This is a genomic window from Serratia bockelmannii, assembly GCF_051803255.1.
Classification (GTDB): Bacteria; Pseudomonadota; Gammaproteobacteria; order Enterobacterales; family Enterobacteriaceae; genus Serratia; species Serratia bockelmannii.
In genome coordinates this window covers 77473-99267 of sequence record NZ_CP196512.1, presented here as the reverse complement: position 1 = coordinate 99267, position 21795 = coordinate 77473, and the positions used below count along the sequence as shown (strand labels likewise).

The 21795-nt window shown below is 51.7% G+C and carries 18 protein-coding genes; 7 read left to right on the top strand and 11 right to left on the bottom strand.

The genetic code is table 11. The features are described from left to right. Window positions 1-1425 precede the first annotated feature (1425 nt). The gene (locus ACSJLU_RS00455) at window positions 1426-3954 is read left to right on the top strand and encodes a colicin-like bacteriocin tRNase domain-containing protein (protein ID WP_342096748.1); all 2529 of its coding nucleotides are present in this window, start codon (window positions 1426-1428) and stop codon (window positions 3952-3954) included. Between the two features lie 11 nt (window positions 3955-3965). Then, window positions 3966-4223, top strand: a complete 258-nt coding sequence (locus ACSJLU_RS00450) for a colicin E3-like toxin immunity protein (protein WP_025304809.1) — start codon at window positions 3966-3968, stop codon at window positions 4221-4223. 195 nt (window positions 4224-4418) lie between these two features. Here ACSJLU_RS00450 and ACSJLU_RS00445 read toward each other — a convergent pair whose 3' ends face one another. From ACSJLU_RS00445 to ACSJLU_RS00395, 11 genes are all read right to left on the bottom strand, one after another. Further along, a complete protein-coding gene (locus ACSJLU_RS00445) occupies window positions 4419-5735 on the bottom strand; it encodes an IS4 family transposase (RefSeq protein ID WP_342096747.1) in 1317 nt (438 codons plus the stop codon). A 103-nt stretch (window positions 5736-5838) separates the two neighbouring features. After that, on the bottom strand, window positions 5839-6882 hold the full coding sequence (locus ACSJLU_RS00440) for a virulence RhuM family protein (protein ID WP_025304807.1): 1044 nt from the start codon (window positions 6880-6882) through the stop codon (window positions 5839-5841). Window positions 6883-8950: 2068 nt separating this feature from the next. Then, window positions 8951-9937, bottom strand: coding sequence for a reverse transcriptase domain-containing protein (locus ACSJLU_RS00435; RefSeq protein WP_230201429.1), 987 nt, complete (start codon window positions 9935-9937; stop codon window positions 8951-8953). A 17-nt stretch (window positions 9938-9954) separates the two neighbouring features. Beyond that, complete coding sequence (locus ACSJLU_RS00430) at window positions 9955-10530, bottom strand: fimbrial protein (RefSeq protein WP_015376214.1); 576 nt, start codon at window positions 10528-10530, stop codon at window positions 9955-9957. 10 nt (window positions 10531-10540) lie between these two features. Beyond that, entirely contained in the window at window positions 10541-11041 is a 501-nt protein-coding gene (locus tag ACSJLU_RS00425; RefSeq protein WP_015376213.1) for a fimbrial protein, read from the bottom strand. A 12-nt stretch (window positions 11042-11053) separates the two neighbouring features. After that, the gene (locus ACSJLU_RS00420; protein WP_015376212.1) at window positions 11054-11545 is read right to left on the bottom strand and encodes a fimbrial protein; all 492 of its coding nucleotides are present in this window, start codon (window positions 11543-11545) and stop codon (window positions 11054-11056) included. A gap of 10 nt (window positions 11546-11555) precedes the next feature. After that, window positions 11556-12221, bottom strand: coding sequence for a fimbrial protein (locus ACSJLU_RS00415; RefSeq protein ID WP_015376211.1), 666 nt, complete (start codon window positions 12219-12221; stop codon window positions 11556-11558). A 52-nt stretch (window positions 12222-12273) separates the two neighbouring features. Beyond that, entirely contained in the window at window positions 12274-13059 is a 786-nt protein-coding gene (locus ACSJLU_RS00410; protein ID WP_049810819.1) for a fimbria/pilus periplasmic chaperone, read from the bottom strand. Window positions 13060-13157: 98 nt separating this feature from the next. Further along, a complete protein-coding gene (locus tag ACSJLU_RS00405) occupies window positions 13158-15749 on the bottom strand; it encodes an outer membrane usher protein (RefSeq protein WP_015376209.1) in 2592 nt (863 codons plus the stop codon). 68 nt (window positions 15750-15817) lie between these two features. Continuing rightward, entirely contained in the window at window positions 15818-16354 is a 537-nt protein-coding gene (locus ACSJLU_RS00400) for a fimbrial protein (RefSeq protein ID WP_015376208.1), read from the bottom strand. A 104-nt stretch (window positions 16355-16458) separates the two neighbouring features. After that, on the bottom strand, window positions 16459-16995 hold the full coding sequence (locus tag ACSJLU_RS00395) for a fimbrial protein (protein ID WP_060434867.1): 537 nt from the start codon (window positions 16993-16995) through the stop codon (window positions 16459-16461). Between the two features lie 432 nt (window positions 16996-17427). Between ACSJLU_RS00395 and ACSJLU_RS00390 the strand changes: the two genes are divergently transcribed. The 5 genes from ACSJLU_RS00390 (at window position 17428) to ACSJLU_RS00370 (ending at window position 21507) form a co-directional block, all read left to right on the top strand. Next, the gene (locus ACSJLU_RS00390; protein ID WP_015376206.1) at window positions 17428-18225 is read left to right on the top strand and encodes a winged helix-turn-helix domain-containing protein; all 798 of its coding nucleotides are present in this window, start codon (window positions 17428-17430) and stop codon (window positions 18223-18225) included. Between the two features lie 6 nt (window positions 18226-18231). Then, window positions 18232-18717 (top strand): hypothetical protein, encoded by a 486-nt coding sequence (locus tag ACSJLU_RS00385; protein ID WP_033639057.1) that lies wholly within the window; start codon window positions 18232-18234, stop codon window positions 18715-18717. Window positions 18718-19088: 371 nt separating this feature from the next. Then, entirely contained in the window at window positions 19089-19733 is a 645-nt protein-coding gene (locus tag ACSJLU_RS00380) for a helix-turn-helix transcriptional regulator (RefSeq protein ID WP_015376204.1), read from the top strand. Window positions 19734-19735: 2 nt separating this feature from the next. Continuing rightward, complete coding sequence (locus tag ACSJLU_RS00375) at window positions 19736-20128, top strand: hypothetical protein (RefSeq protein ID WP_015376203.1); 393 nt, start codon at window positions 19736-19738, stop codon at window positions 20126-20128. Next, window positions 20125-21507, top strand: coding sequence for an FKBP-type peptidyl-prolyl cis-trans isomerase N-terminal domain-containing protein (locus ACSJLU_RS00370; RefSeq protein ID WP_227944642.1), 1383 nt, complete (start codon window positions 20125-20127; stop codon window positions 21505-21507). The genes ACSJLU_RS00375 and ACSJLU_RS00370 overlap by 4 nt, the downstream gene beginning before the upstream one ends. The last annotated feature ends 288 nt before the right edge of the window (window positions 21508-21795 follow it).

Sequence of the window (21795 nt, the reverse complement as noted above, 5' to 3'; positions counted from 1 at the left end):
ACTGGGGTTTTAACGCGGTTTTCAAACGCTTTAGTAACGGTTTGAATATATAAAGCCTGGGGGCATTAACGCATTGCGGTACATCATGAGAAGAGCACGACTTGAAATCACAGGTTATTGCTCCTGCTCCGTTGCCGAGTATGGCAATACCGCTTTGAATGCCGGAACATGGGCTTTCATGACAATGAATCGCGGTGATGAATATTGATACCAGTAAAAAGATTAACGACATGGTTTTCACGATGGCTTTCCTCATTACAGTTTAACTGTCTGAATGGTTTATTCACCCAAAATGAAAGCATGCCAAAAAATCATCAACCCAGTGTCAATCCACTGCAAAGAAACGCTCAACATGGCGCCAAAGTGAAAACACCCCGGTCTTCCAGACCCGGATAGCCGGATTAAATATGCAGTTATTCATTTTCTACAAAATGAATCAGACGTTATCAAACCGAGAGTCGATACCGCAAAAACAGGATGAATTTATGTTTCTAAAGATTGCCTATTACCTTTTAACCCTATCATCAACGCTTGCGTTATCCGGCTGCGTTTCGCTTTTCTAATCGTCAGAGGCCTGAATGAAGTCACTCATTTACATTTCTGTTCTGTCATCCATTTTTTTACTCAGCGGCTGTTTATCCATCGGCACGCACCTATTCAATAAGTAGCCGTAATAATCCCTCGCGCAGCCGGACAATCTCATTGTCTGGCTGCAAGATCTCATATCCATCTAGGTGGACGGTCATTTATGCTGCAGAGCTCGGCTAACACAGAAGAACAAGGGAGACGATGATTGGCGGAAGATCACAGGAGTCGCATTTGATAGCCAATTAATTTGAATTTACTCAGTTTTATCAATTTCGATTTTGAACCATGCCCCCTATTATGCCCCCAAATGATTTTGCTTGTAGGGTTTAAGGGGTCAGTTTGGATAACTTCCCATTTATGCTCCATAAAATCTCCTTTTTGATATCTGTCATTTTGCACACAAACACTGTGTTTATATAGTGTTTGATGCTAAACCATCCTCTCAAGCCCGCCAATCAAATGATAATTATTCTCGTCTATACCAAGCGTGACACAAAAAAGCAGCCGCCTGCGACAGCTGTCACACTGACAAATGTGGGTTAATCCCGGCTGCGCGTCCGTTCCCACTCCAGCTTCTGCAACCAGTCATACTCCCGGAGGATATTTTGAAGGGAGAGTAGGGAGCATTAATTTTCAAATTAAACAATTAATTATCTACTTGACGTACGTTTTCGTTCCATTGGCCCTCAAACCCCATTCACCCCAAACCTCCTCTCTGTTTTGTTTGATATACAGCACAACAACCAGCTGGGTTAATGACTTGTAAACTCCTTTAATTCTCGCTAAAAACTGGATATGCATACAGTATTTGTGTGCAATTTCAACAGGAGATGAGTTATGAGTGGTGGTGATGGTAAAGACAGCCGCGGTCCTGGCGGTGGGGTGAATGGTGGGCCGACGGGGCTGGGTGGGGGTGTGGATGCATCCGATCACTCTGGCTGGAGTTCAGAAAACAACCCATGGGGAGGCAAGGATAAGGACACTGGCGGGCATACTGGTGGTGGCAACAATGGTGGGGACAGGGATCCCGCCAACAGTGGCGGCAATGTTAACCCAAGCCTGTTTCCGGAAGCACAAGCGTCTGTCGCTGTGGGGGCACAGTTCAATCTTTCACTGTTCGATGGCGCATGGGGATTCAGCCTACTGAAATCCCAAAAGGTACAATCGTTTATCACAAAATCGATAACCAAAGTGAAAACGCTCGGTATTCCCACGGTAGGCACATTGTGGCGAACTAGTCTGTGGGGATTGGTCGTGGAAGGCATTACGCCAACCAAGATCGCTCCTGATGATATGTCTATGGTGCGACATATTGTGACGACACTCCCTGCGGATTTGGTCACTCAGACGCCGCCGGGCCAACTTCCCACTCAACCGGCAACCCTGGTCAGCGCTCGTATTGCTGACCTCGTTGATGAGGGGCAGCAAAAAGTAGCCGTTGTTCGTTCACCGTCGTTACCGATGAGCGTTCCGGTTGTGGAGGCCAAGCCCACCAAGCGACCGGACGTCTATACGGTAGGAATTGTACCGGGCATGCCTGATATTCATATTCGCGTCAATGCGCCGGCGCCGCCAACCACGGCGAAACCTGTGGACGGTGTTACCGAGATAAATAATGCTGAAGCCAAACCGTTGCCAGCGACGCAACCGGGTGGCAATACGCACGATGGTATCGTGGTGTTCCCTCCAGGCAGTAATCTGCCGCCGGCTTATGTGGCCGTGGTGGAGATCATTCCGCAAAATGAAGTCAATGCACGCGAAGCCGAACGCAAGGCATTTCTGACTTATCAGGATGCACGCCAACGTCGTGAGTCAGTTCAAACGGATGAGTACCGAAAGTCACACAGTTATCAATGGTTGCTGCCTGAACGGACTATCAACCAGCGACAGATTGAGGAAAAGCAGGCTCAAATCACCCTCAATCAGCGAATTGCTGAACGTCAATCTATCCAGGAAGCCAATGCGCGCGCTCGCCGTCAGGCGGGACGAGCCGAACAATTTCATCGTGACGTGGAAAGAACCAATGGCACCATTGCTGCATTAAACGAAGATCTTTCCCGGCTGCGTAAGGAAGAAAAGGATCTAGCGGCTCAGGTTGCTGAATTTGATCGCATTGCCAAAGACAATATGAGCAAAATTCGCGCACGGCAGCCGACCGATCCGGATATTGCTTCGTTGTCACCGCAAGCGCAAGCGGCGTTCTGGCGCAACCAGGCGAAGAAAGAATTCGTTCTTACGGTTGGCGATGGCGATTTGCCCAAATATCCGCCGGTCATGGGCAGCAAACCCAGTCCGCTGTTTCTGGAGCAGACTGCCTACTTCTGGCGTGAAAGCGGGTTTGCTATCAGCAACTATAATTCGGTGGCGACGACGGAGACACTGGAAGCCGGTATCCGTGGCGCGTTTGCCCGGGCCTCGGCGGCGTTGACGAGGACACCTGCGGAAAAACTGTATGCCAACGGGCAGGTCACCACGGCTGAGTTTGCTCAGCTCTCTTTTGTTTTTTCCGAGAGTTTGGACGTGCCGGCATTGACCGTCATGTCATCCCTGGGTGTTGGTCGGTTCGGATTGACGCGAGACGATGTGAGGAATGCGCTCGGCAACTATAATTCGGTGCGGTTACCTTATCGGCTGGTTTCTCGTGAGACGGGGGATGTCGGGGAAGAGAAAATCCACATCAACATCGTTCGCCCTGATGAGCGGAACGTAAAAGGTGCGGTGCCACTAAGGCCACTATCATGGGATGCGGTGAAAAGGGAGTTACGCTTTACCACTGATGACGGTGCTATCTCTCTGACCTGGACACCGGCGAATGACAAGAGCGTATCCGGTTATATTATTACCGTCACGCCGGTTGGTGCGCCTGCAGGCAAGCTTTCGACGGGGGGCAGTGTCGATGTGTCAGGGAAAGGAACGCTGACTGCATTGCCCAATGGTGATGTTCAGCAGATCCATGACTATATTTTGGTTCCACCGGTTGAAAGTGGTCTTGATCCGATTTATGTCATGTTCAACAAACCACGAAAAAAACCGGCCAAGGAGGATAAGCCTGAGCTTGTCAAACCCCGCAAAGGGCTAACAGAATTTGGGCATGATTATCATCGGCCTCCAAAAACAGAGGATATACACGGGCTGGGTGAACTCAAAAAAGGTGAGTCGAAGAATCCAGTTCAGGGGGGAGGAGGCCTTCGAGCACGCTGGTATGGCGACAAGGGCCGTAAATTCTATGAATGGGATTCACGGCACGGCGAGCTGGAGGGATATCGAGCCAGCGACGGTACGCACCTAGGTGCATTTGATCCCACCACCGGCGTACGTACTAAAGAGCCGAGACCTGAACGCAACATTAAAAAGAAATATCTGTAAGGAGAGTTATCATGGGACTAAAATTAAATCTTGTTTGGTTTGAAATTGATTCACGTCAATTTGTAGGGGAAGAATACTCTAAGGACTTTGGGGATGATGGCTCAGTTATCGAAGGCTTAGGGTTGCCATTGGAAGATAATATTAATAATGGTGGGTTCAATGTTGAGCGTGGTTGGATTCCATTGCTTCAACCGTATTTCAAGACAAAAATTTCCCCTGAAAAATTTGCCTACCAGATCTCGTTCGATTATCAGGATGGCAATTGGTAATCTGACATTTTACCCATAACAAATAACGCCCAACAATTGCAATATTGTTGGGTTTTTTTGTTATTAAGATCAATCCCCTAAGAATACCGTATAGTGCAGGAGTGACCCTATTGCGATAACGGATTATGTTTAAAAAACATCCTTACCGTACAATAATTTCCGATCTCCAAACTCCCCCCTTTAAGGTAACACCGTTCACTTAAGATGTTTTGAGTGAACGGGGTACTGGGTTTTTGAGATACGAACGGTCCTCTTTTTGGGCCGTTTTCTCTTTTCTGGCAGGATGAACTGCTTCACATTCTCCCGCATTTTCTTCAGCTTCGTCGGGATTGTCCCCGGTTTTCCCAGTGAGCACCAGATGAGTTCATCCTGGATCAGTCTCATCGCCATCACGAAGCTTATTCGTAACGGAGACACCCTGGCTTCCCGTGCTATCTGGCTCATCTCCATTCTGATCAGATTATAGGCCGTCAACAGACCCCATATTTCCTGATATATTCCGCTCATTTTCTGACTGCGCAACAGCGTGGCTGTACTCAACTGGAACTGTTTCAGCTCGCCGTAGCCGTTTTCTATGCTCCAACGCGCTTGGTACACATAACGCAACGCGTCTGCCGGATACAGCTCCGGAGCGGTCAGAGAGCTGATAAAACCTTTGTAATCAACTGATTCATCTTCATATTCCATTAGTCGGACCTGCCAGTATTCAGGGAGCGAGCTGTCCTGTTTTCGGGCCTGTGGTGAGACCTGCATCTCCACAAGATGATCTCCTTTACCGAACGTTTCCACTACCCGGTATTTCGTGTTCCCTTTCAGGGGAACCAGCCAGTGCGCATCATTCTGTCTACGTTGCCAGTTAATCAGTAACTCTGCTGATAAATAGCAGCGGTCAAACAATGTCAGGCTCTTCGCCTGCGGCGATAACTGCTTCGCGTAGTTGACTTCGCCAGTGTTTGCCGGCCCGAATTTCACGTCATGGATCAACCGGCTGCGCAGCGACATCATGGCGCACAACCTGACCATCGGGTATTCAGTGTGTCTGTCTGGACGATGTTTTATGTACTCAAAATGGTCTGCAAGTTCGGGCGTATCGGGTGTGCGAAAAAGCGTGCCATCAACAGCGAACAGCCGTAGCCCGTGCCAGAGGTCATCCTTATCTTCCTGTTGAGTCCAGTGTCCGGCCGTCAGCGTAAAGAGTTCGCGAAGCGGTTCATCGCTAAGCCGCTGGCGGGCCTGGGCAATAGAGCTGGCAGCCAGAGTCTCACTTTCCTGCGAACCCAGGACGAGGTCGAGTTTTGTCACAACGTCCGTGATGGAGCGGTCGCGGTACAGGCCCATGCCGACAATGAGCCACACCACGAGTTCTGCGGGGAACTTACGCTTACGAATACTGGCTTTATTGGTAGAATCAAGCACCTGAGAAATCCACTCAAGGGAAATGGCACGCTGAAAACAGGAAAGTGAAGCGGGTTCAGCCCATGTCTGTGTATCGTCAAGCCAGGTCGAAAGCATAAAAAAGCCCCATCAGAGAATTGATGAGGCTCTTGTCGTCTACCTACCGGATCGTTCAACCGATCATTTTGCTTAACCGATCGGTGTTACCCTTTAAGGGGGTTTATGGACGCTTTTTGGTGTCTGTTTTCCACTGCAGTAAACCGGCAATATCCTGTTCCCCCGCCGCTTCTTTTAAGCGGCGCTGCTGCTCGGCATACAGGACGTATTCAGCCTGCGCTTTTTCATCTGCCGCTTTCTTACTGACTGTGCCAGCCCCTTGTAGAACGTCACGGTCGTTAAATTGCAGAAACTGATCCAGCTTATCCTGCCAATCACGCAGGAACACCTGTTGACGACGCCGCGCCTGATCTTCAGCGAAATCTAACCACATGTTGACCACGCGATTGAGTTCGCTGACTTCGTCTTGATTGAGGTAATTTTTCGCCACCGTCACGTCGCTTTTGCGCACCTCTTCACCCTTATAGCTGCTCAAGCCCATATGGGGCTGGCTGGCGTCAGCCCGCTGATGGATAAGTTCGGCAGCGGTGTGGCCGGTGCAGGCAAAATGCAGCTTGTTTTGGATTGTTTGGAAAAACAACGTTGTCTCTTTAAGTGACGGCTGATAGTCGGCAGCTAATGCGAAGATCTCCCTAACCCGCAAATAAACCCGACGCTCACTGGCACGGATATCACGGATGCGCTCTAGCATCTCATCAAAGTAATCAGGCACAGCGGATGAACCTACGGGCGGATTTTTAAGCCGCTCGTCATCCATCACGAAGCCTTTGATTAGGTATTCCTGGAGCGTTTGGGTCGCCCACTGGCGAAATTGGGTGCCGCGAGCGGAACGAACACGATAACCGACGGCAAGAATAACGGGCAGACTATAGTGCAGGATATTGCGACTTACCTGACGGCCCCCTTCCTGCTGAACCTGTAAGTAAGACTTACAGGTTGCGTTTTGTTCAAGTTCCGCTTCTTCGTAGATCGCTTTGATGTGCTGCGTAATCGCCTGGGGAGTCACTTGATAAAGATTCGCGATGGTCGCCTGGGGCAGCCACAGCGTTTCTTGCTCAAAACGACATTCAACGCGCACTTCGCCGTCATCGCTGGCAAACATGACAAACTCACCTGCCGGTGATTGGGTTAAGTGCTTGTCTGTCATGTCGCCTCCGCTTTAATCTGACTTACAACGCTGTAATTCGCTTAGTATGCCAGAGAAGCCCATCGAAGCTCATTACTCGATCAACGGTTATTTTCCCAAAAAATGTCTGCGAGGTGAATCGCTCGGATAGGATTTTGTTGAATTCAAGAAAGTGTGGAAAACAGTAATTTGGCGGAAGATCACAGGAGTGACAAAGAAACACTATCCAATTGATATATAATATGTTTTTAATTGGAAAATTTTATTTTATACACCATGATATACACAAATACCACTACATATAATTTTTACTCAACCTCTACAAATCAGCACTGACATAAAAAGATTTATCGAAAAACACGTCACAGTAGTCATAACTAGATTTTATTATTTTAAATCATGTGATTACACAGAGAATAGTTAGTTCAGACTATGCATCACCGTTCACTTTTAGGGAGCTTTGGGATTTGTTCACGAGGAGATCGCAGTGCATCACAATGCCCAGAACTTCGCCGTTCTTGGACTGGCTGATGCAGTCCGCACAGGCATTCCTCGGGAGGTCGTCAGTCGGACATATTCGTGTATAAGCATGAAATCAAATATAGCCCCACGGTATGAGGCGGGGCCTACTAGGCCCCACGGGGTCGCCCTTCGCGATAGCGGTCCAACATGCACGGCGATGGATAAACCCCATTGCGAATACGAGCAAACAAGCCACAGGGAATAAAATCAACCACTTTCGGACTATTTGAACAAAAGCCCATGCCACCCACTATTTTTGTACCCACCGTGGGTTACGTCGCTCGTGCAACTGTGACCTACGCATAGCCACATTCTTCGCGTATAAATTATCCCCCCCCCCGCGCCCGTTACACCACTGGTACGGTTGTGATGGTAGGCCCAGGGCACGGTTACTCGACTAGGGCGGAAAATATGCTCTACCCGTCCAGTCTAGTAGGTACGATGACCACTTTGAACGGGTATTACCCTCAACGAGCACGACGTCGGTTATCTCGCAGGAGCCAACGAGACGGAGTGCCGCCACCACCCACGTTCCCCATGGGACACCCCCCATCCAGGGGCCGGCCTCCCCGCAACGACATCCCTCCACTACAGACATTCAACGAGGGATCGCCATCCAGCCCTAGGCTGTAATCCGTCTTTCACCCTCGACTCCGCCCCTACGGCGGGGCGACGGGGTTATCCTACCATTAGTATGGGGATACCCGTACGACCGCCGCGCCCCGATATTCCCCCGGAGCGGCGTTGGTCACTGTCAGCTTCGACGTCAACGCCACCGTTGTCGCAGACGTAACGTTCGTAGACAACCGGCTTTTCACCCCAGCGCCTAGGACAACTACATCCCCTCCCACGATCTCCACAACGGGCTTGGCACCACAGGAGATAGAACCAACCACGGTGACGGAACCCGAGCCCTGCTGGGGCATCGTCTTGTGGTCGATACTAGTTGGGATATCGAGGTCACACCGAACGGCCGGTGGTAGGGCCTTCTGACAGAACCGATTGCCAGAGTTCGCGACGGTATCAGGGTGCAGCACCCCAAACGGCGTATTGAGGGTGCCCACGCTTGTAGTCTTTACCTGGGTGAAGATCACGCACTCGCCACCCGGCCCCGCGCCGTTGTGACCGTCCCATCCCCCGGTGGCGCACGTGGAGTCAGGAGTTAACTCCCACGAGCTCGTGTTTTTCAGCTCGCACTTACCCGTCACGATTGGAATGTGCCTGGCAAAGGGCCGGACCCAGTGGCACCCACTGAAGGGGTTACCGATAAGGCTGTTCCCGTAGTAGCAATGAATACCCACCGCACGAATCTTAGTTCCTAGCGAGGGATCGGGTTGACCCACGGGCATGATGTCAATGAACACGACACCATCACTATCGTAGAAAACGCTGTTCGAACATTCGCCTTGGCTGCCAGAGGTGCATGAGATAATCCGGGGATTATTAACGTAGGGCCACGCCACAGCGTTCGCCGCGGTGCTCAACGATTGAACTAGAATCAAGAGCGAGAAGGTGTACCAACTCATGAGACGATACCTATCGTGTAATTTATTTAATCAACAGGCAATCACCCCACTTTTCTCAAATGGTGTTTTGCCCATGTCATCCACCGGGCTTCATATTCCCGCACACGGTTATCGGTCTCTGCCTTCGACAGTTTCCTCAAACGTGCTTGCTCATAAAGCCGCGCAATATGTTCCCGATGGTTCTCTATTGCTCTCGGGGCTATCCGGGGCCCTTCGGGGGCATACCATACCCCCAGCCAGTCAAAGCCATTTTCCATTCTCCCCAGTTGTGTTTTATCCGGGTGGGTTTCAAAACCGCCCAAATCGAAAAATTCATACAGCGATTTAATCGTTTTACGTAAATGCCAGCGCGTTTTGGTAAAGAAAATAAAGTCATCCATATATCGGGCATAAAACAGTTCCTCGCGCGTCGCAAAATAAGAGTCAACATGCCTTAATAGGCTGCCGCCAATCATCGGGCTCAGCGCACTGCCGCGACAAATTCCTTTTTCAGGGGTACGGATCTCACCGCCGTCTTCCACGCTGTAATAGAGCCATTGCAGGCACAGGTTGCGGCAAACCGCATCCTGTATATGCCAATGCAATTGTCCGGCCACCTGATGCTTTAAAACATGCCGGTAATAACCCCGGATATCCGTGCGGTAAATATAACGCCATTCCCCACTTTGCCAGGCAGAAGCAACAGATTGCGTCGAACCGCTCACGCCACCGTGCCCTCTCAGGTGATGGCAATGCGCGTTCCTGGGCAATTGATCTTCGACCTGCATCGCCACCCACTTGAGCACCAACGCATCATGCGCCGACCATTGCACCCAACGTTTATTCCGCCGTCGAAAAACCTGCATTGGCGACAGCTGGTATTCCCCTGCCAGTACCCGGTTTAGCCATTGATACTTTTGCCGTGGCCACTTAAAGCGTAAATCCCACACATCCGCATTCGGTGGCGCATGCTGTCGCCGCAGGCACAACCAGCGATACGCCTTATCCCAGTCCTGCGCGGCGCTGTCTTCTTTCTGTATGTTTGTCACTGCCGATTTGCTGTCGCTTACTCATATTCCAGATTGAAAGTGGCGACCGCGCTGAACGCGCCCCGGCCAATCGTCTGGTCGGCTATCGCCAGGGGCTCACCTTGCACATACGCCCTCAGCGCAATGGTGTTGCCCCCGTCCTGCAACAGGGATTTGCCACTCTGGGTATTGAGCGGCAGCGGTTGGGCCGACGGCGTCTCAAATCCGATGGCAATCCCCGTCGCCGCACTGCCGCCATCGATGGCCAACAGGCCCGGCAAGGCTTGATTTTCCGTGCCGGTAAAGGTCACGCTCACCGTCTTGCCCAGCGTCAGGTCGCACTCCTCCAGATGTATCTCGAAGGCTTGCCCGAGAGTGCGCGTGTTCAGGTACAGGTACTTGTCGATAATGGTGCCAAAATCCAGCGTGATTTCTTCATCGCCCGGCGGTATCACACAGGGCTCTGCGACCAGAGCGCCATGCAGGTACAGGTTATTGTCACCCGCGGCCAGCGCCGATAGCGGTGCGGCCATCAACATCGGCACCAACAGCAGGGCACCCACCCGAGAACGTGGATCCCCCGAGGGTTGGCGCCAGCCCGATTCCCCTTTCATGTCGCGCTCCTTATTCATAATCGGCACGCAGCGTGGCCCAGGCCTCAAAGGCCCCTTCGGTCAACGTGGCGCCCGCTTGTTTGATCGGTACCGCCTCCAACCGAGGCGGGTTGGCCAGATTTATCTTCACCGTGCTGTTCGGGGTGAAGGGTTTATCGTTCTGGTACACCCGAATGCCGAGGCTGGCTTTGTCCGTCAACAGGGCTTCACTGTCGAACCCTGCCGCACTGCCGCTCAGGCTGAGCGTCAACGCCCAGTTCCCGCCGGCGGCGCTGTCACAGGTGATTTGGTAGTTCAACCCCTGCCGGTAATTCTCGCCGTCCACCTTATTGATGCCCACCCGATCGCCGAAATCGACCTCCACCTGATTGCCGTCGTTGAGGGTGCAGGGCGGCGGCTCGATCAGGGTGCCGTGAAACGTCATGTCGGCTTCACCGTCTTTGGCCTGTACCGGCGTCATGCCCACCGTCACCCCCCCGGCCAGCAACAGGATCTTTAGTGTTTTGCTCATGCTCCGCTCCCGTTACTGGTAATCCACGGCCATTGTGGCCCCTGCGCTGAACTCGCCGCCCGTCAGGGTTGTGCCGGCCTGTTTTACCGGCACGGCCCACAGTTCGGGCTTGTTCGGATAGGTGAAATTCAGCCAGCTGTTGACGGCCAGTTTGCCGTCGCCCTGGCGCAGTTCGATGCCAAGCCCGGTCTTGTTGGTCTGCAACACCGTCGCGTCGAACGCGGCGCCATTGCCTTTGACCTGCAGCTTCATCGCATTCGTAGTGCCCCCGGTGCACGACAGCGTGTAATTGACCGGCATCTTGTAGTTATCGCCATCCACCCGGGTGGTCATCACATCACCGAACTCCACTTCAACCGGTCGGTCATCGTTTATCACGCAGGGCGGTGGCGCCACCACGGTAACCTTGACGGTGACCGTGGCCGAGGGGGCTGCACAAGCCAGCATCGGCAAGGCCGCCAGCACCCCCGCCAGCGTTCGCTGCAGCGTTACGATCCCATTCATTGCGGCCGCCTCAGTCATAGCTCAGATGAAAATCCACCACGGCCCGATAGCTGCCCGCCATCAGAGCGGCGGGAGTGCGTTCCGGGGTTATCGTGTAGCTCAGCGTATTCTGCCCCGGCGTCAGCAACAGCGGTTTCCCCCTGCTGCCCAGGCGAACGTCTTCCCCCTGCGCATTTTCAAGTCGCAGCCCCAGCCCGGAAACGCCCTGCGCCTTCATCAACTGCGGGTTATCGGCGTCACGCGCCGCACGGAAACTCACCGTGACCGACGGCTGGTTGTCCGCCCAGCTCAGGCCGCCGGTACGCACATCGCGGCTACCGGCCGGGCTGCGCAGGCAATCCTCCAAACGCAGCTCGAATCGGATCGGTTCGCCGCGCGCACCAACCGTTCTCAGGCGCCCCGCCCCCGTCTCACCGAGTGCGACATCCTGATGGGCGCTGGTCATCTCCAGCCGACAGGCGCTCTCGGTTAACGCCCCATGAACGTACAAGGTGCCGTTGGCGCCTTCGACATCCCAGTTGTCCACCGCCGCCTGCGCCGGTGGCAATAACCACATCACTGCCCCCAGCGTTATCGGGGCCATCAGCACCAACCCGAACAACACGCCGTAATACTTCAGCTCAATCGCTCCGCACAGGCCCCGTCGGTGTCTGCCCGTCTCGTGTGTCATGCCCATATTCTTGTCTCCCTTCGCTTGACCGGTACCTGCACCGCCAGACCGTGCTCTGCTACGCTTTCTTCGCCGGTATCACCGTGCATGTGCTGCCGGAGCAACTGAAGCTCAGCTGCGGCCGGCCGCCGTAGTCGTTAACGTAGGTCAGCACCGGGCTGTTACCTGCCTCAGCCGCACTCACCGTCAACGGCAAATTGCCCTTTGGCGGCACCATCATCGGTTCGAAGCTTTTGATCCCCGCGCCATCTTTTTTGGTGGCGGCATCAACCAACGTGACGTAATACGCCGTCGGATTGTTGACCACATACTTGTCGCCCTGCTTGCTCAGGGTCAGTTGCTCCTGCGGCGGCGGCGCATTTTTGTCCATCGCAATGGCGGCCGGGCGGTAGAACAGCTTGATGCGCGTTTGTAGCGCGATTTGCAGCGTATTCGGCTTGGTGCTCTTCGGCGGGATTTCCCGCAGGTTGAAGTAATAGACCGTCTCGCGATCCTGCGGCAGCGTCTTCGCCACGGGCAGCGCCTGGATTTTCACCTGGCTCGGTTTGCCCGGCTCGATGCGCTGAACCGGCGGCAGTACCGTGAGGGGGCTCTGGATTTTGTTGCCCTTGTCGTCTTCAATCCAGCCCTGCGCCAGATAAGGCAGCTGCTTGTTTTGGTTGCTGACGCTCAGGCTCACCGATTTTTGGCTACCATCGAAAATAATCCGCGTGCGATCCAGCGCTATCGCTGCCTGAGCCTGCTGGGCCAGCAAGGCCGCGAGTAGGGCACCGGCCACTGCCGCCGTCGTCAGGGCCTTTTTCCGCACGGACGCAACCGGGCGGCCTTCGTGATGTTGTTTCATGTTCAATTCGCTCTTTCGCATGTTTTCATTCCCGGCCGTAGCGGCCCTCATAGCATTTGGGTTAAATCTGCACGCCGTGTTATCCCTCGGCGCAGCGGTTACGAAGCCGGTTCCGGCTCTGGCGCAACCACTGGCACTGGCACACCCTGCGTCCGCGCGTCAGGCTCTGTGCGCGCCCCCAGCGGATGACAAGGCAACAGCAGCGTATTCATCAGCATGTCTGCCGGCAGCGGCGTTGGCATTCGCACCTCACACTGCGCGCCGCCGTTCCAGTGAACCGTCATGGCATCGCCGGCGTTAATGCCGCTCAGGTAAACACTGCCGCCGTCATTGACGATACCCGTCTCCTGCTTGCGGGCGTTCATTACCGTGGCGCCGAATGGGGGTTCACTGCCGTCGGCCAATTTGATGACCGCCATCGCCTTCTCGCCGGCAATCACGTCGAACTGGCGGTAACCGATAGCGCCTTCGGTGAGCGTGGCCTGCACCACCGACTTCGTGGCTTCGGCGTTATCACCGAGTTTGTTCACATCGATACTCGCCCTGTTGCGGTAATAGCTGTTCACGTCCCCGATGACCGCCTTGCCCCAGGCATTGGTGTTGGTGGTGCTGCCATAGCCCCGCACCGGCACGTCCGCCACCCCCTGCGTGTCAATCAGCATGCGGGTGCCGCCCGGCATCCCGGCCCGATGCAGCGCCCCACCGTTCGCCGTCATCGTCATGCCGCCCTGCATCGACATCCCGAAGGCGCTGTAACGGTTTTCCTGATAACTGGCGTTAGCACTCATGCGCGCCTTATCACCTTCATGGTTGTAATACCCGTTCACATTCACCCCGCTGCGCGAACTGCCGGCCCGCAACTGGTAGTTGTTGTGCTCATCAATTCGGTCGTAATACCCCACCTGATGTGTGGTGTCGTCGCGGTTCACCGTGGTGTTGTAGCTCACCGTTGAGTTATCCCCCCACGGCATCGACAGTGAAAGGTAGGCCCCATCGTCTTTCGTCCCGTTGTATTCATTACGGTACGCCGACAGCGACAGGCTCAGGTTGCGGAACCGGCCCACGTCGAAATAACGCGACAGCGTCAGGTTGTAACGGTCGTTGGCCGGCCGGTCCCAATACGTCTCGTGGCTGTAATTGAGATAGGTACTCAGTCCCCAGTCGCGGAAGTGCTTGTTGAAGGTAATGGTGTACATCTCCTTGCCATTCCCCGTTCGGGTGCCGTAATAACGCGCGTCCAGATACTCGCTCATGCTCATAAAGTCCTGTTCCGAGAAGCGATAGCCGGCAAAGGTCACCTGGCTGTCGTATTCGTCGAAGTTCTTTGAGTAACTGAGCCGATAGGAACCGCCGCTGAGCGTGCCGTCTTCCTGTGGCAACCGCGCCCGCGACTGGGTGGCATCAAACGACAGCGCCCCCAACGCCATCAGGTCACGGCCGATACCCAGTGACAACGCGTTGTAGTCGCCGCCCGCCAGCGCACCGCCGTACAGCGACCATCCGTTGCTCACCCCCCAGGAAAACTCGCCGGTGCCGAACAGCGGGCCGCGCGAATGGTGCTGCCAGTCTGACGGTTTACCCGTCGCCAGCTTGAAGCGTACCGAGCCTGGCCGCGTCAGGTACGGGATGTTCGCGGTATTCACCACGAACTCCTGCACGCCACCGTCCTGCTCTTCCACCCGCACGTTCAGCTCGCCGCTGATCGCATCGTTGATGTCCTGAATGCGGAATGGTCCGGCCGCCACCGTGGTCTCGGACAGCACACGCCCTTGTTGACTGATGGTGACTTTGGCGTTGGTTTTCGCTACTCCCACCACTTCCGGCGCATAACCGCGCAGATTAGGGGGCAGCATGCTGTCGTCCGACACCAGGCTCGCCCCCGTAAAACGGAAGCTGTCGAACATGCCTGAGTCCAGGTAGTTTTCACCCAGCATCAGCTTCGAGCGCAGCGCCGGTATTGCCCGATAGGCGTAATACCGGCTCCAGTCCAGCTGTTTATGGGTCGGTTGCCCGCTCCCCGTTTGATGGTCAAGATTCGCCTGCCAATCGGCACGCAGACGCCATGCGCCCAGGTTGGCGCCCGCCGTACCGTTGCCGCTGAGGCTATAACTGCGCGATCCGTCCCGCTGCTGATGCTGGCTACGCGCATTGACGTTGTAATCGAAGAGCAACCCTGGAATACCCTCATCCCAGCGAGACGGCGGATCCCAGTTCTCGTCGCTGTACTCCAGATAAGCCTGAGGAATGCTCAGGTAAAGAGAGGATGTGGGCAAATCGCCACGCACTTCCATTCCCTGTACGCTGGTCTCGTTCAGACATTCTCCCTCTCGCCACCAGGTCAGGTCTTTCAGCACGCCGGGCTTGAATCCCAGTTGCTCGACCAACTCAGGGCTGAGGCAGGCACGACTGCCATTTGGGTCGCCCTCCGGCGCATAAAATGCAATCTGTTGCTCCGGCAAGTCATTCTTATTAACGTGCACCACCATGCCGTAGGTCCCCGGCATAATGTAGCCACTGCGCGAGAATTGGCTCAGATCGATGTTTTTCCGATCGTTGACATCCAGCACATCGGTATTGAACAGAATATTATCGGCAGCATGGGCGCTTATCACTGAAGTACCCAACGCAAGGGAAATAAACAATCCTAACGAATGCAGAGGTGCAATTTTTCCAAGCGAAGAAAACTCCATGCCATTACCTTATTAGTATAAATAAATCCATTACGCGAGGCGAAAAACAGCACTCTTCCAGCAAGAAATTAAAAATAGTCCAACTTAAATCGGATAGATGATAAATAATCACCTGCTTTTAACGCATGATTATTGGCTACCAATCTCATGGCGTAATTCAATTGGCTGTCGCCGGGAATAATATCCACTGGCGGCATAGCCTTGCCCGGCATTGCGACATTACCCTGGGTATCGATGATTTGCAGCGCCACGCCGGAGGCATCCCCGTTAACACCAAATAACCCGCCATGAGCTTCACCATCAAAAGTAACCTGAAATTTCTTCCAGCCTTCCTTTCCAGGGCGTTCAGTGATGCAGTTGACTAAATCAATGGAAAAAGGTTTGCTGCGACCCTGCCCATCGCGAATAATATCCGATAAGGGTAAAACCCCCATATCAATGGTTTGTTCTCGGCTGTTAACCGCAATAGCACAAGCGGTGTCGATAATGGACCCTTGCATATTTACCCGCCCCCATCCGGCAATGTGCTCGCCGGCTAAAACAGAGAGCACTGGAAAGGAAAACAGGCAAGAAACCACTATAATAACGGTATTATTCGCCCTCATAAAACGCGCTCCATACTTTGTAATATTGTCAAAAAGGCATGCGGAGATACCGCATGCATATACACACATACAGAGAAAACACTTACTTTATGTGGAGTGAGCTTTTAGTTATAAGCCAGTGTAAAATCGGCCACTGCCTGGAATTCACCTTCAGTAATAGACGCGGAAGAAGCGGTATCGCCCTGCATGTAGGCAGCGAAACTCAGCGTGTTGTTACCGTCCTGCAATACTTGCTCTTTCGTTGGCTCGCCCAGTTTGATGATTTCACCATCAGCCTGAGTGATAGCTACGCTGGCGCCTTTAGCCGTGCCGGTAATCCCCAGCAGGCCATTTTTAGCCGCAGATTCCATACCCGTAAAGGTTACCTGCACCTTATTTTTGGTGGCAGGTGAGCCGAACGTGCAGTTCTCCAGGCCAATCGAGAAATTACGTGGGGTAGATTTCCCGCCACTGAGTAAAGCAGCCTTAGAGATTTGCCCCAGCTCAACGGTCTGATCAATAGACTCTGGAGTGATAGAGCAAGGTGCATCAATAATAGAACCGGTGAAGGTGACTTTACCATGTCCTTGATCGGCGGCCTGCACACCAGAAACAGTACCGAATGCCAAAACTGCAGCCATCATGATTTTATTCAATTTCATTTCTACTTTATCCTTAATTAAGGTCTGTCACATTTCCGTTAAGTCGCCATTATTTCGGCACCAAACATACAGAGAAAGAAAGGTGAACATACACCTGTCAACTTGCTACGTTATGGCTACCGGCAACTGGTGAATATAGTAATCACAAAAAAACAAAAAAGATAAATAATCTATTTAATTTAAAAAAATTAGATTAAAAAACCAAATTAAAACAAAAAACACAACACATATAGATTATTAACCTGAATTGAGCCGCATAATTAAACAATAACACCACTTGGCTTTCAACGACATCCGCAATAAAAAACGCCACTCTAAAAACAAGTTGACGGGCAGCCCCCCATCCAATAAATTTTATAAATCTTAAAACAAGATTATTCTTACCTTTAGTTAATCTTAAGATCAAACACCAGAAAGAAAAAATACATCATCATGAAATACATAATAAATTTAATCATCACTTTCGATCCTGACAACCGGCTGTTAATGCTTAGGAATAATGACCAACTCACTATAGGGTTATCCAAACCAGGCAACCGATTGTTAATCGAGCTAGTTAAAAACAATAGAAATGAACTGACGCGCGAAACGCTGATCAAGCACGTCTGGGAGGATTACGGATTCTCTCCGTCCAGCGCCACCTTGAGCAACCATATCAGTGAGTTAAGAAAAGCCTTTGAAGCGCTTGGGGTAAGCAAAGACATTCTGCTTACGGTGCCGAGGGTGGGGTTTAAAATGGATGCAGAAATCCACCCCGAAACTAAACCACCGAAAGAAGATGGATCTGTTGAAATGGTTGCCCCCGCGGTTACCACGAGTGAGCCGGTAAAGCAGCAAAACCTAACGCCTCATCCCACACATTCGGGCCTCAGAGGAACGCTGCAGCGTATGCTGAAACCCGGCCTGGCTCTTATCTTCGCCTTACTCGCCATTGCTGCAGCGATAAAGTTGATGACTCTGCACAGTAATGAAGAGCCAATGCTCATAGGCGTTCAGGATAAATGCAATTTTTATGCCCTGGGTAACAATAAGCCAAGCAGTGAACAGTTTGATCATGCGCGAGAAATGCTCTCCGATGCAAAGATAGACTGTGCGCAGATAAATCGAGACATCTACTATATTGGGGCACGCCCTGCCAATGACAAACTAAAGGTTCACTTTATGGCGGTTTGTACCAAAAGCACCAATATGAGCTATCAAACTTGCAATAACTATAAACTGGTTGAGTAAAGTGACATGAATAGAGTAATCGTCTGGGTATCTATTTTTAGCGTCATTGGCATGGGGCTGTTTTTCTTTTACCTAAACAGTCTTAGCTGGAAACCGTTCCGCTGCGATACTCAAGTGAATTCGAGTATTGCAACAAAGAATGGCAACTGGATTAAGTTTAACGCGAATATAAATGTCATTACCCTTCATAAAGAGCACAGTGAAGTTCTGGTGATAGGCTCCCTTAAAGACAAAAGTGAAAATTACACGATATACAGAACAATTTTCGTCACACATAAACCGGCGGATATAAACGGTTATAGTGTAGCTGTAATCACGAGTGAAAAGCGCAATCCTAAAGACAACGTGCCCGATACACTCTGGCAACATTACGTATTACCAGAAGTTCCAGGCGTTTCCTTCTATCTAGAAACAAAACACCTGAAGGAAAACTCAGTTATCTACAAGCGATTAGATAACCCAATTTTTGTCTGCGCTATAACAGAACAGTAACTCTCACAAAGGTTTAATCGCGTGCCTGGCAAGCGGTTAAACCTCCCCCCTAATCGTACTGAATATCACCATGACTTAACCACCTCACCAACCGATTAATAACAGAAAAAGGAAAGAACAAAACGCTAAAAAAAATAAAAAAACAGAATAAAACCATAATAAAAAACAATGAAAACAATTAAGTTGTGTATCACATCGTTAATTCGCTAGCCTGTCCTCCACACAAACAACACAGTTTTATCAATCCAAAAACACGCTTTTACTACCCACATCAGCCAGGTGGCGATTAGTTCCCTAGCTGACCGTCGACATGCAAAAAAACATTGATGACCAAGGCACTATGAATACTCAGAGCACAGGCAACCCAAAACATGAAAAGCACGCAAAATGCCATCATGAATAAGACACTGAACATCGTCATCATTGACGATGACAAATTTTATACCGCCGGATTAGCGATGGCATTGACCATTTACTTAAAAAACCAAGGCCAGCAAGTAGAGTTTTCCTCCCATCTCGCCTACGGAAAAACGACAGATATCGTTTTTCAGGCAATACGTTGCGGCACTTTGATTGCGCCTGGCAGCGCAATCTGTATGAACAACGATAAACCAGTGTATGTCGCCATCGCTGACAGAAAAGATACCCATTTGCAGCACTTATACCGTAGCGTTAATAAATCTAACATCCTTTATCGACACCAATCGGTAAGCTTACTCTTGCAGCTAATGGAAAACGTCATGCTTTCCCTGCAAAAGACATCGGTAAAAACACAATCTACTTCGGAGAACTTGCAACACTTAGCGCTCACACAACGAGAACGCGAAGTGTTGCATCAACTCAAGCAGGGAAAAACACCTGCCTGCGTAGCCAGCTTCCTGGGTATCAAGGAAAAGACCATCAGCTCGCACAAACGAGCGGCGATGAGAAAATTGAATTTTAAACGAAGTAACGAGCTGTTCCATTGGATGCTGCAAGGCGGTTTAACCTGCCACCAACCGAGAAAAGGAATTTGAACATGAGCCATTCACCCCTATCCATCACGGCGGTATTGATGTGTGTACTGTTGGTCAGCAGTTGCCAGTCCACCAAAATGCCCCAGACAAAATCCGCTTCGGCCAGCACATTGCAGGATGAAAAGGTCAAGCGTGAAACCCAGGATTTAAAGCAGTGCCAACAGAATTTAAGCGCACTGGGGACACTGAAAACGGCGGATTACCCGGCAAAAAAACAGGTGTTCGACAACCTGATGTCCGGCGCTTCGCAATACGCCGGTGTGCGTACCCAGGTCAACGAGCGCACGCAAGAGACCGTTGATGCCCTCTATCGTTATCAGGTGAGCTATCAATGCGCCGAGATTAATCAGGCGTTACTTACCGAACTGGCGAAACGCGGTGGTGCGATAAAATGATCGTCTGGAAACGGTTTACCTACCGTTTTTTGGCCTGTCTGGCGGGAGGGCTGATGCTACCAGCGGCTTCATCGGCGCCAAGCAAGGGTAATGCCGATATTCTGGCTTTGCTGCAGTTTGCCGAGCAATACAGCGAAAAAAGCTACCCGGCTGAAAAAGCCCCTGCCGTACTGGATAGCTCTCGCACAGAAAAACGCCCAACCCAAAGCGTCGAGAAAGGTAAGACTGATAAAAAACCGCCACCTCAACGCGAATCCTGGCGAATTAAGGATAAGGAGATCCAGCAACAGCGCACGGAAATAGCCCAGCTAAAATTACAGCTCTCCCGTCTGCAGCAAAACGCCGTAACGGCAACGCCGGATTGGGCTGCGCTATCACAATTGGCGCAGAGCTTGCGTCAGTCGCTGAGCATGACCCCGACAGAACGCCAGGCGAAAGCCAACCTCTTACAGATACGGCAACAGTGGTATCAGGATCGAGCGGCATTACAACAGCAGTTGTCAAAAGCTAAGTCGGAAAACCAGGCCTTATCGGCGGCAGCCAACCACCAAAAGAATTTGCTGATGGAAGCGGAAAAGCGCGACGTGGTGCTGCGGGAACAGCAAGCTGAATGGCGGTCACAGCGTCAACTGATGCAAACCGAACTGGATGAAACCGTTAAGAAACTGGCAGATACGCGAGCCAACATGGCTTCTTTGCAAGCGCGAAGTCCCCGTCTGGTGACGGCCGATGAGCTCAAAGGCGCACAACCGCGTGAGGATTACGCCGCAGGCATTTCACTGGGAGAGGAAATTCTGCAAATGCAGGAAGAACGGCAGCGTTGGGGAGTGAGAGCGGAGAAGGGAATGCTATTGGCCGGCATTGCAGATGCCTTTGCGGGCAAGCGGATGTTGTCGGATGATGAACTCAATAACACCCTGGCCGCCGCCGAGAAAAAAGTGGTATCCGCAAGAGAAGAAATCAGCGCAACCCAACGGCAAAAAGGTGCGGCCTATCTAAGGGAATTCAAGAAAGATCAGCGTGTTCACCAGGCATCATCCGGATTTTGGTACCGTATCGACTATGCGGGCGATGCGCAGATCCCCGCTACCGCCTCGGTGGATGTGGTGGTAAAAGAAACGCTGGTCGACGGCACCGTGGTGCAAGATATGGAAGCGACTGGTGCCACACTGTCGCAGCCGGTGGCGGATTTCCCACCGTTGTTTAAAGAAGCCATCTCGCTGCTGAAAAACCACGGTACGATGACCCTGGTGGTTCCCCCCGAGCAGGCTTACGGAGATAAAGGCTATCCACCTAAAGTCCCCCCCAACGCCACCATGATTTACACCTTGCGCATAGCGGAGGTATACCCACCCGCTCAGGCTAAAAAACAGCCCTAACCCCAGTCGCCCTGATATCCCTCATGAGTTTAATAGGGTTATCAGGCTGATGCGCAACCTATCAATGACAGATAAAACCCAGCATTGCGATTAATAAAAATTAAATTAAATTAAATTAAATTAAATTACTAACATAAACGCATTCAGAGTAGAGACACCGTCAATATATTATTGAAATAAATATGAATTATAATAATTATTTTTTCAAATTATAAAAATTATGTGATAACGAATCAAGAAAACCATCCTATTGATGTTGACTTTAATGAGGGCAAAAAACATCATTAA

Bases quoted from the DNA above. Each gene is read 5' to 3' on its own strand.
- ACSJLU_RS00380 (WP_015376204.1), top strand. From the start codon at position 19,089: ATGAAAAGCACGCAAAATGCCATCATGAATAAGACACTGAACATCGTC.
- ACSJLU_RS00420 (WP_015376212.1), bottom strand. From the start codon at position 11,545: ATGAATGGGATCGTAACGCTGCAGCGAACGCTGGCGGGGGTGCTGGCG.
- ACSJLU_RS00415 (WP_015376211.1), bottom strand. From the start codon at position 12,221: ATGGGCATGACACACGAGACGGGCAGACACCGACGGGGCCTGTGCGGA.
- ACSJLU_RS00370 (WP_227944642.1), top strand. From the start codon at position 20,125: ATGATCGTCTGGAAACGGTTTACCTACCGTTTTTTGGCCTGTCTGGCG.
- ACSJLU_RS00385 (WP_033639057.1), top strand. From the start codon at position 18,232: ATGAATAGAGTAATCGTCTGGGTATCTATTTTTAGCGTCATTGGCATG.
- ACSJLU_RS00450 (WP_025304809.1), top strand. From the start codon at position 3,966: ATGGGACTAAAATTAAATCTTGTTTGGTTTGAAATTGATTCACGTCAA.
- ACSJLU_RS00430 (WP_015376214.1), bottom strand. From the start codon at position 10,530: ATGAAAGGGGAATCGGGCTGGCGCCAACCCTCGGGGGATCCACGTTCT.
- ACSJLU_RS00390 (WP_015376206.1), top strand. From the start codon at position 17,428: ATGAAATACATAATAAATTTAATCATCACTTTCGATCCTGACAACCGG.
- ACSJLU_RS00405 (WP_015376209.1), bottom strand. From the start codon at position 15,749: ATGGAGTTTTCTTCGCTTGGAAAAATTGCACCTCTGCATTCGTTAGGA.
- ACSJLU_RS00425 (WP_015376213.1), bottom strand. From the start codon at position 11,041: ATGAGCAAAACACTAAAGATCCTGTTGCTGGCCGGGGGGGTGACGGTG.
- ACSJLU_RS00455 (WP_342096748.1), top strand. From the start codon at position 1,426: ATGAGTGGTGGTGATGGTAAAGACAGCCGCGGTCCTGGCGGTGGGGTG.
- ACSJLU_RS00440 (WP_025304807.1), bottom strand. From the start codon at position 6,882: ATGACAGACAAGCACTTAACCCAATCACCGGCAGGTGAGTTTGTCATG.
- ACSJLU_RS00400 (WP_015376208.1), bottom strand. From the start codon at position 16,354: ATGAGGGCGAATAATACCGTTATTATAGTGGTTTCTTGCCTGTTTTCC.
- ACSJLU_RS00395 (WP_060434867.1), bottom strand. From the start codon at position 16,995: ATGAAATTGAATAAAATCATGATGGCTGCAGTTTTGGCATTCGGTACT.
- ACSJLU_RS00375 (WP_015376203.1), top strand. From the start codon at position 19,736: ATGAGCCATTCACCCCTATCCATCACGGCGGTATTGATGTGTGTACTG.
- ACSJLU_RS00445 (WP_342096747.1), bottom strand. From the start codon at position 5,735: ATGCTTTCGACCTGGCTTGACGATACACAGACATGGGCTGAACCCGCT.
- ACSJLU_RS00410 (WP_049810819.1), bottom strand. From the start codon at position 13,059: ATGAAACAACATCACGAAGGCCGCCCGGTTGCGTCCGTGCGGAAAAAG.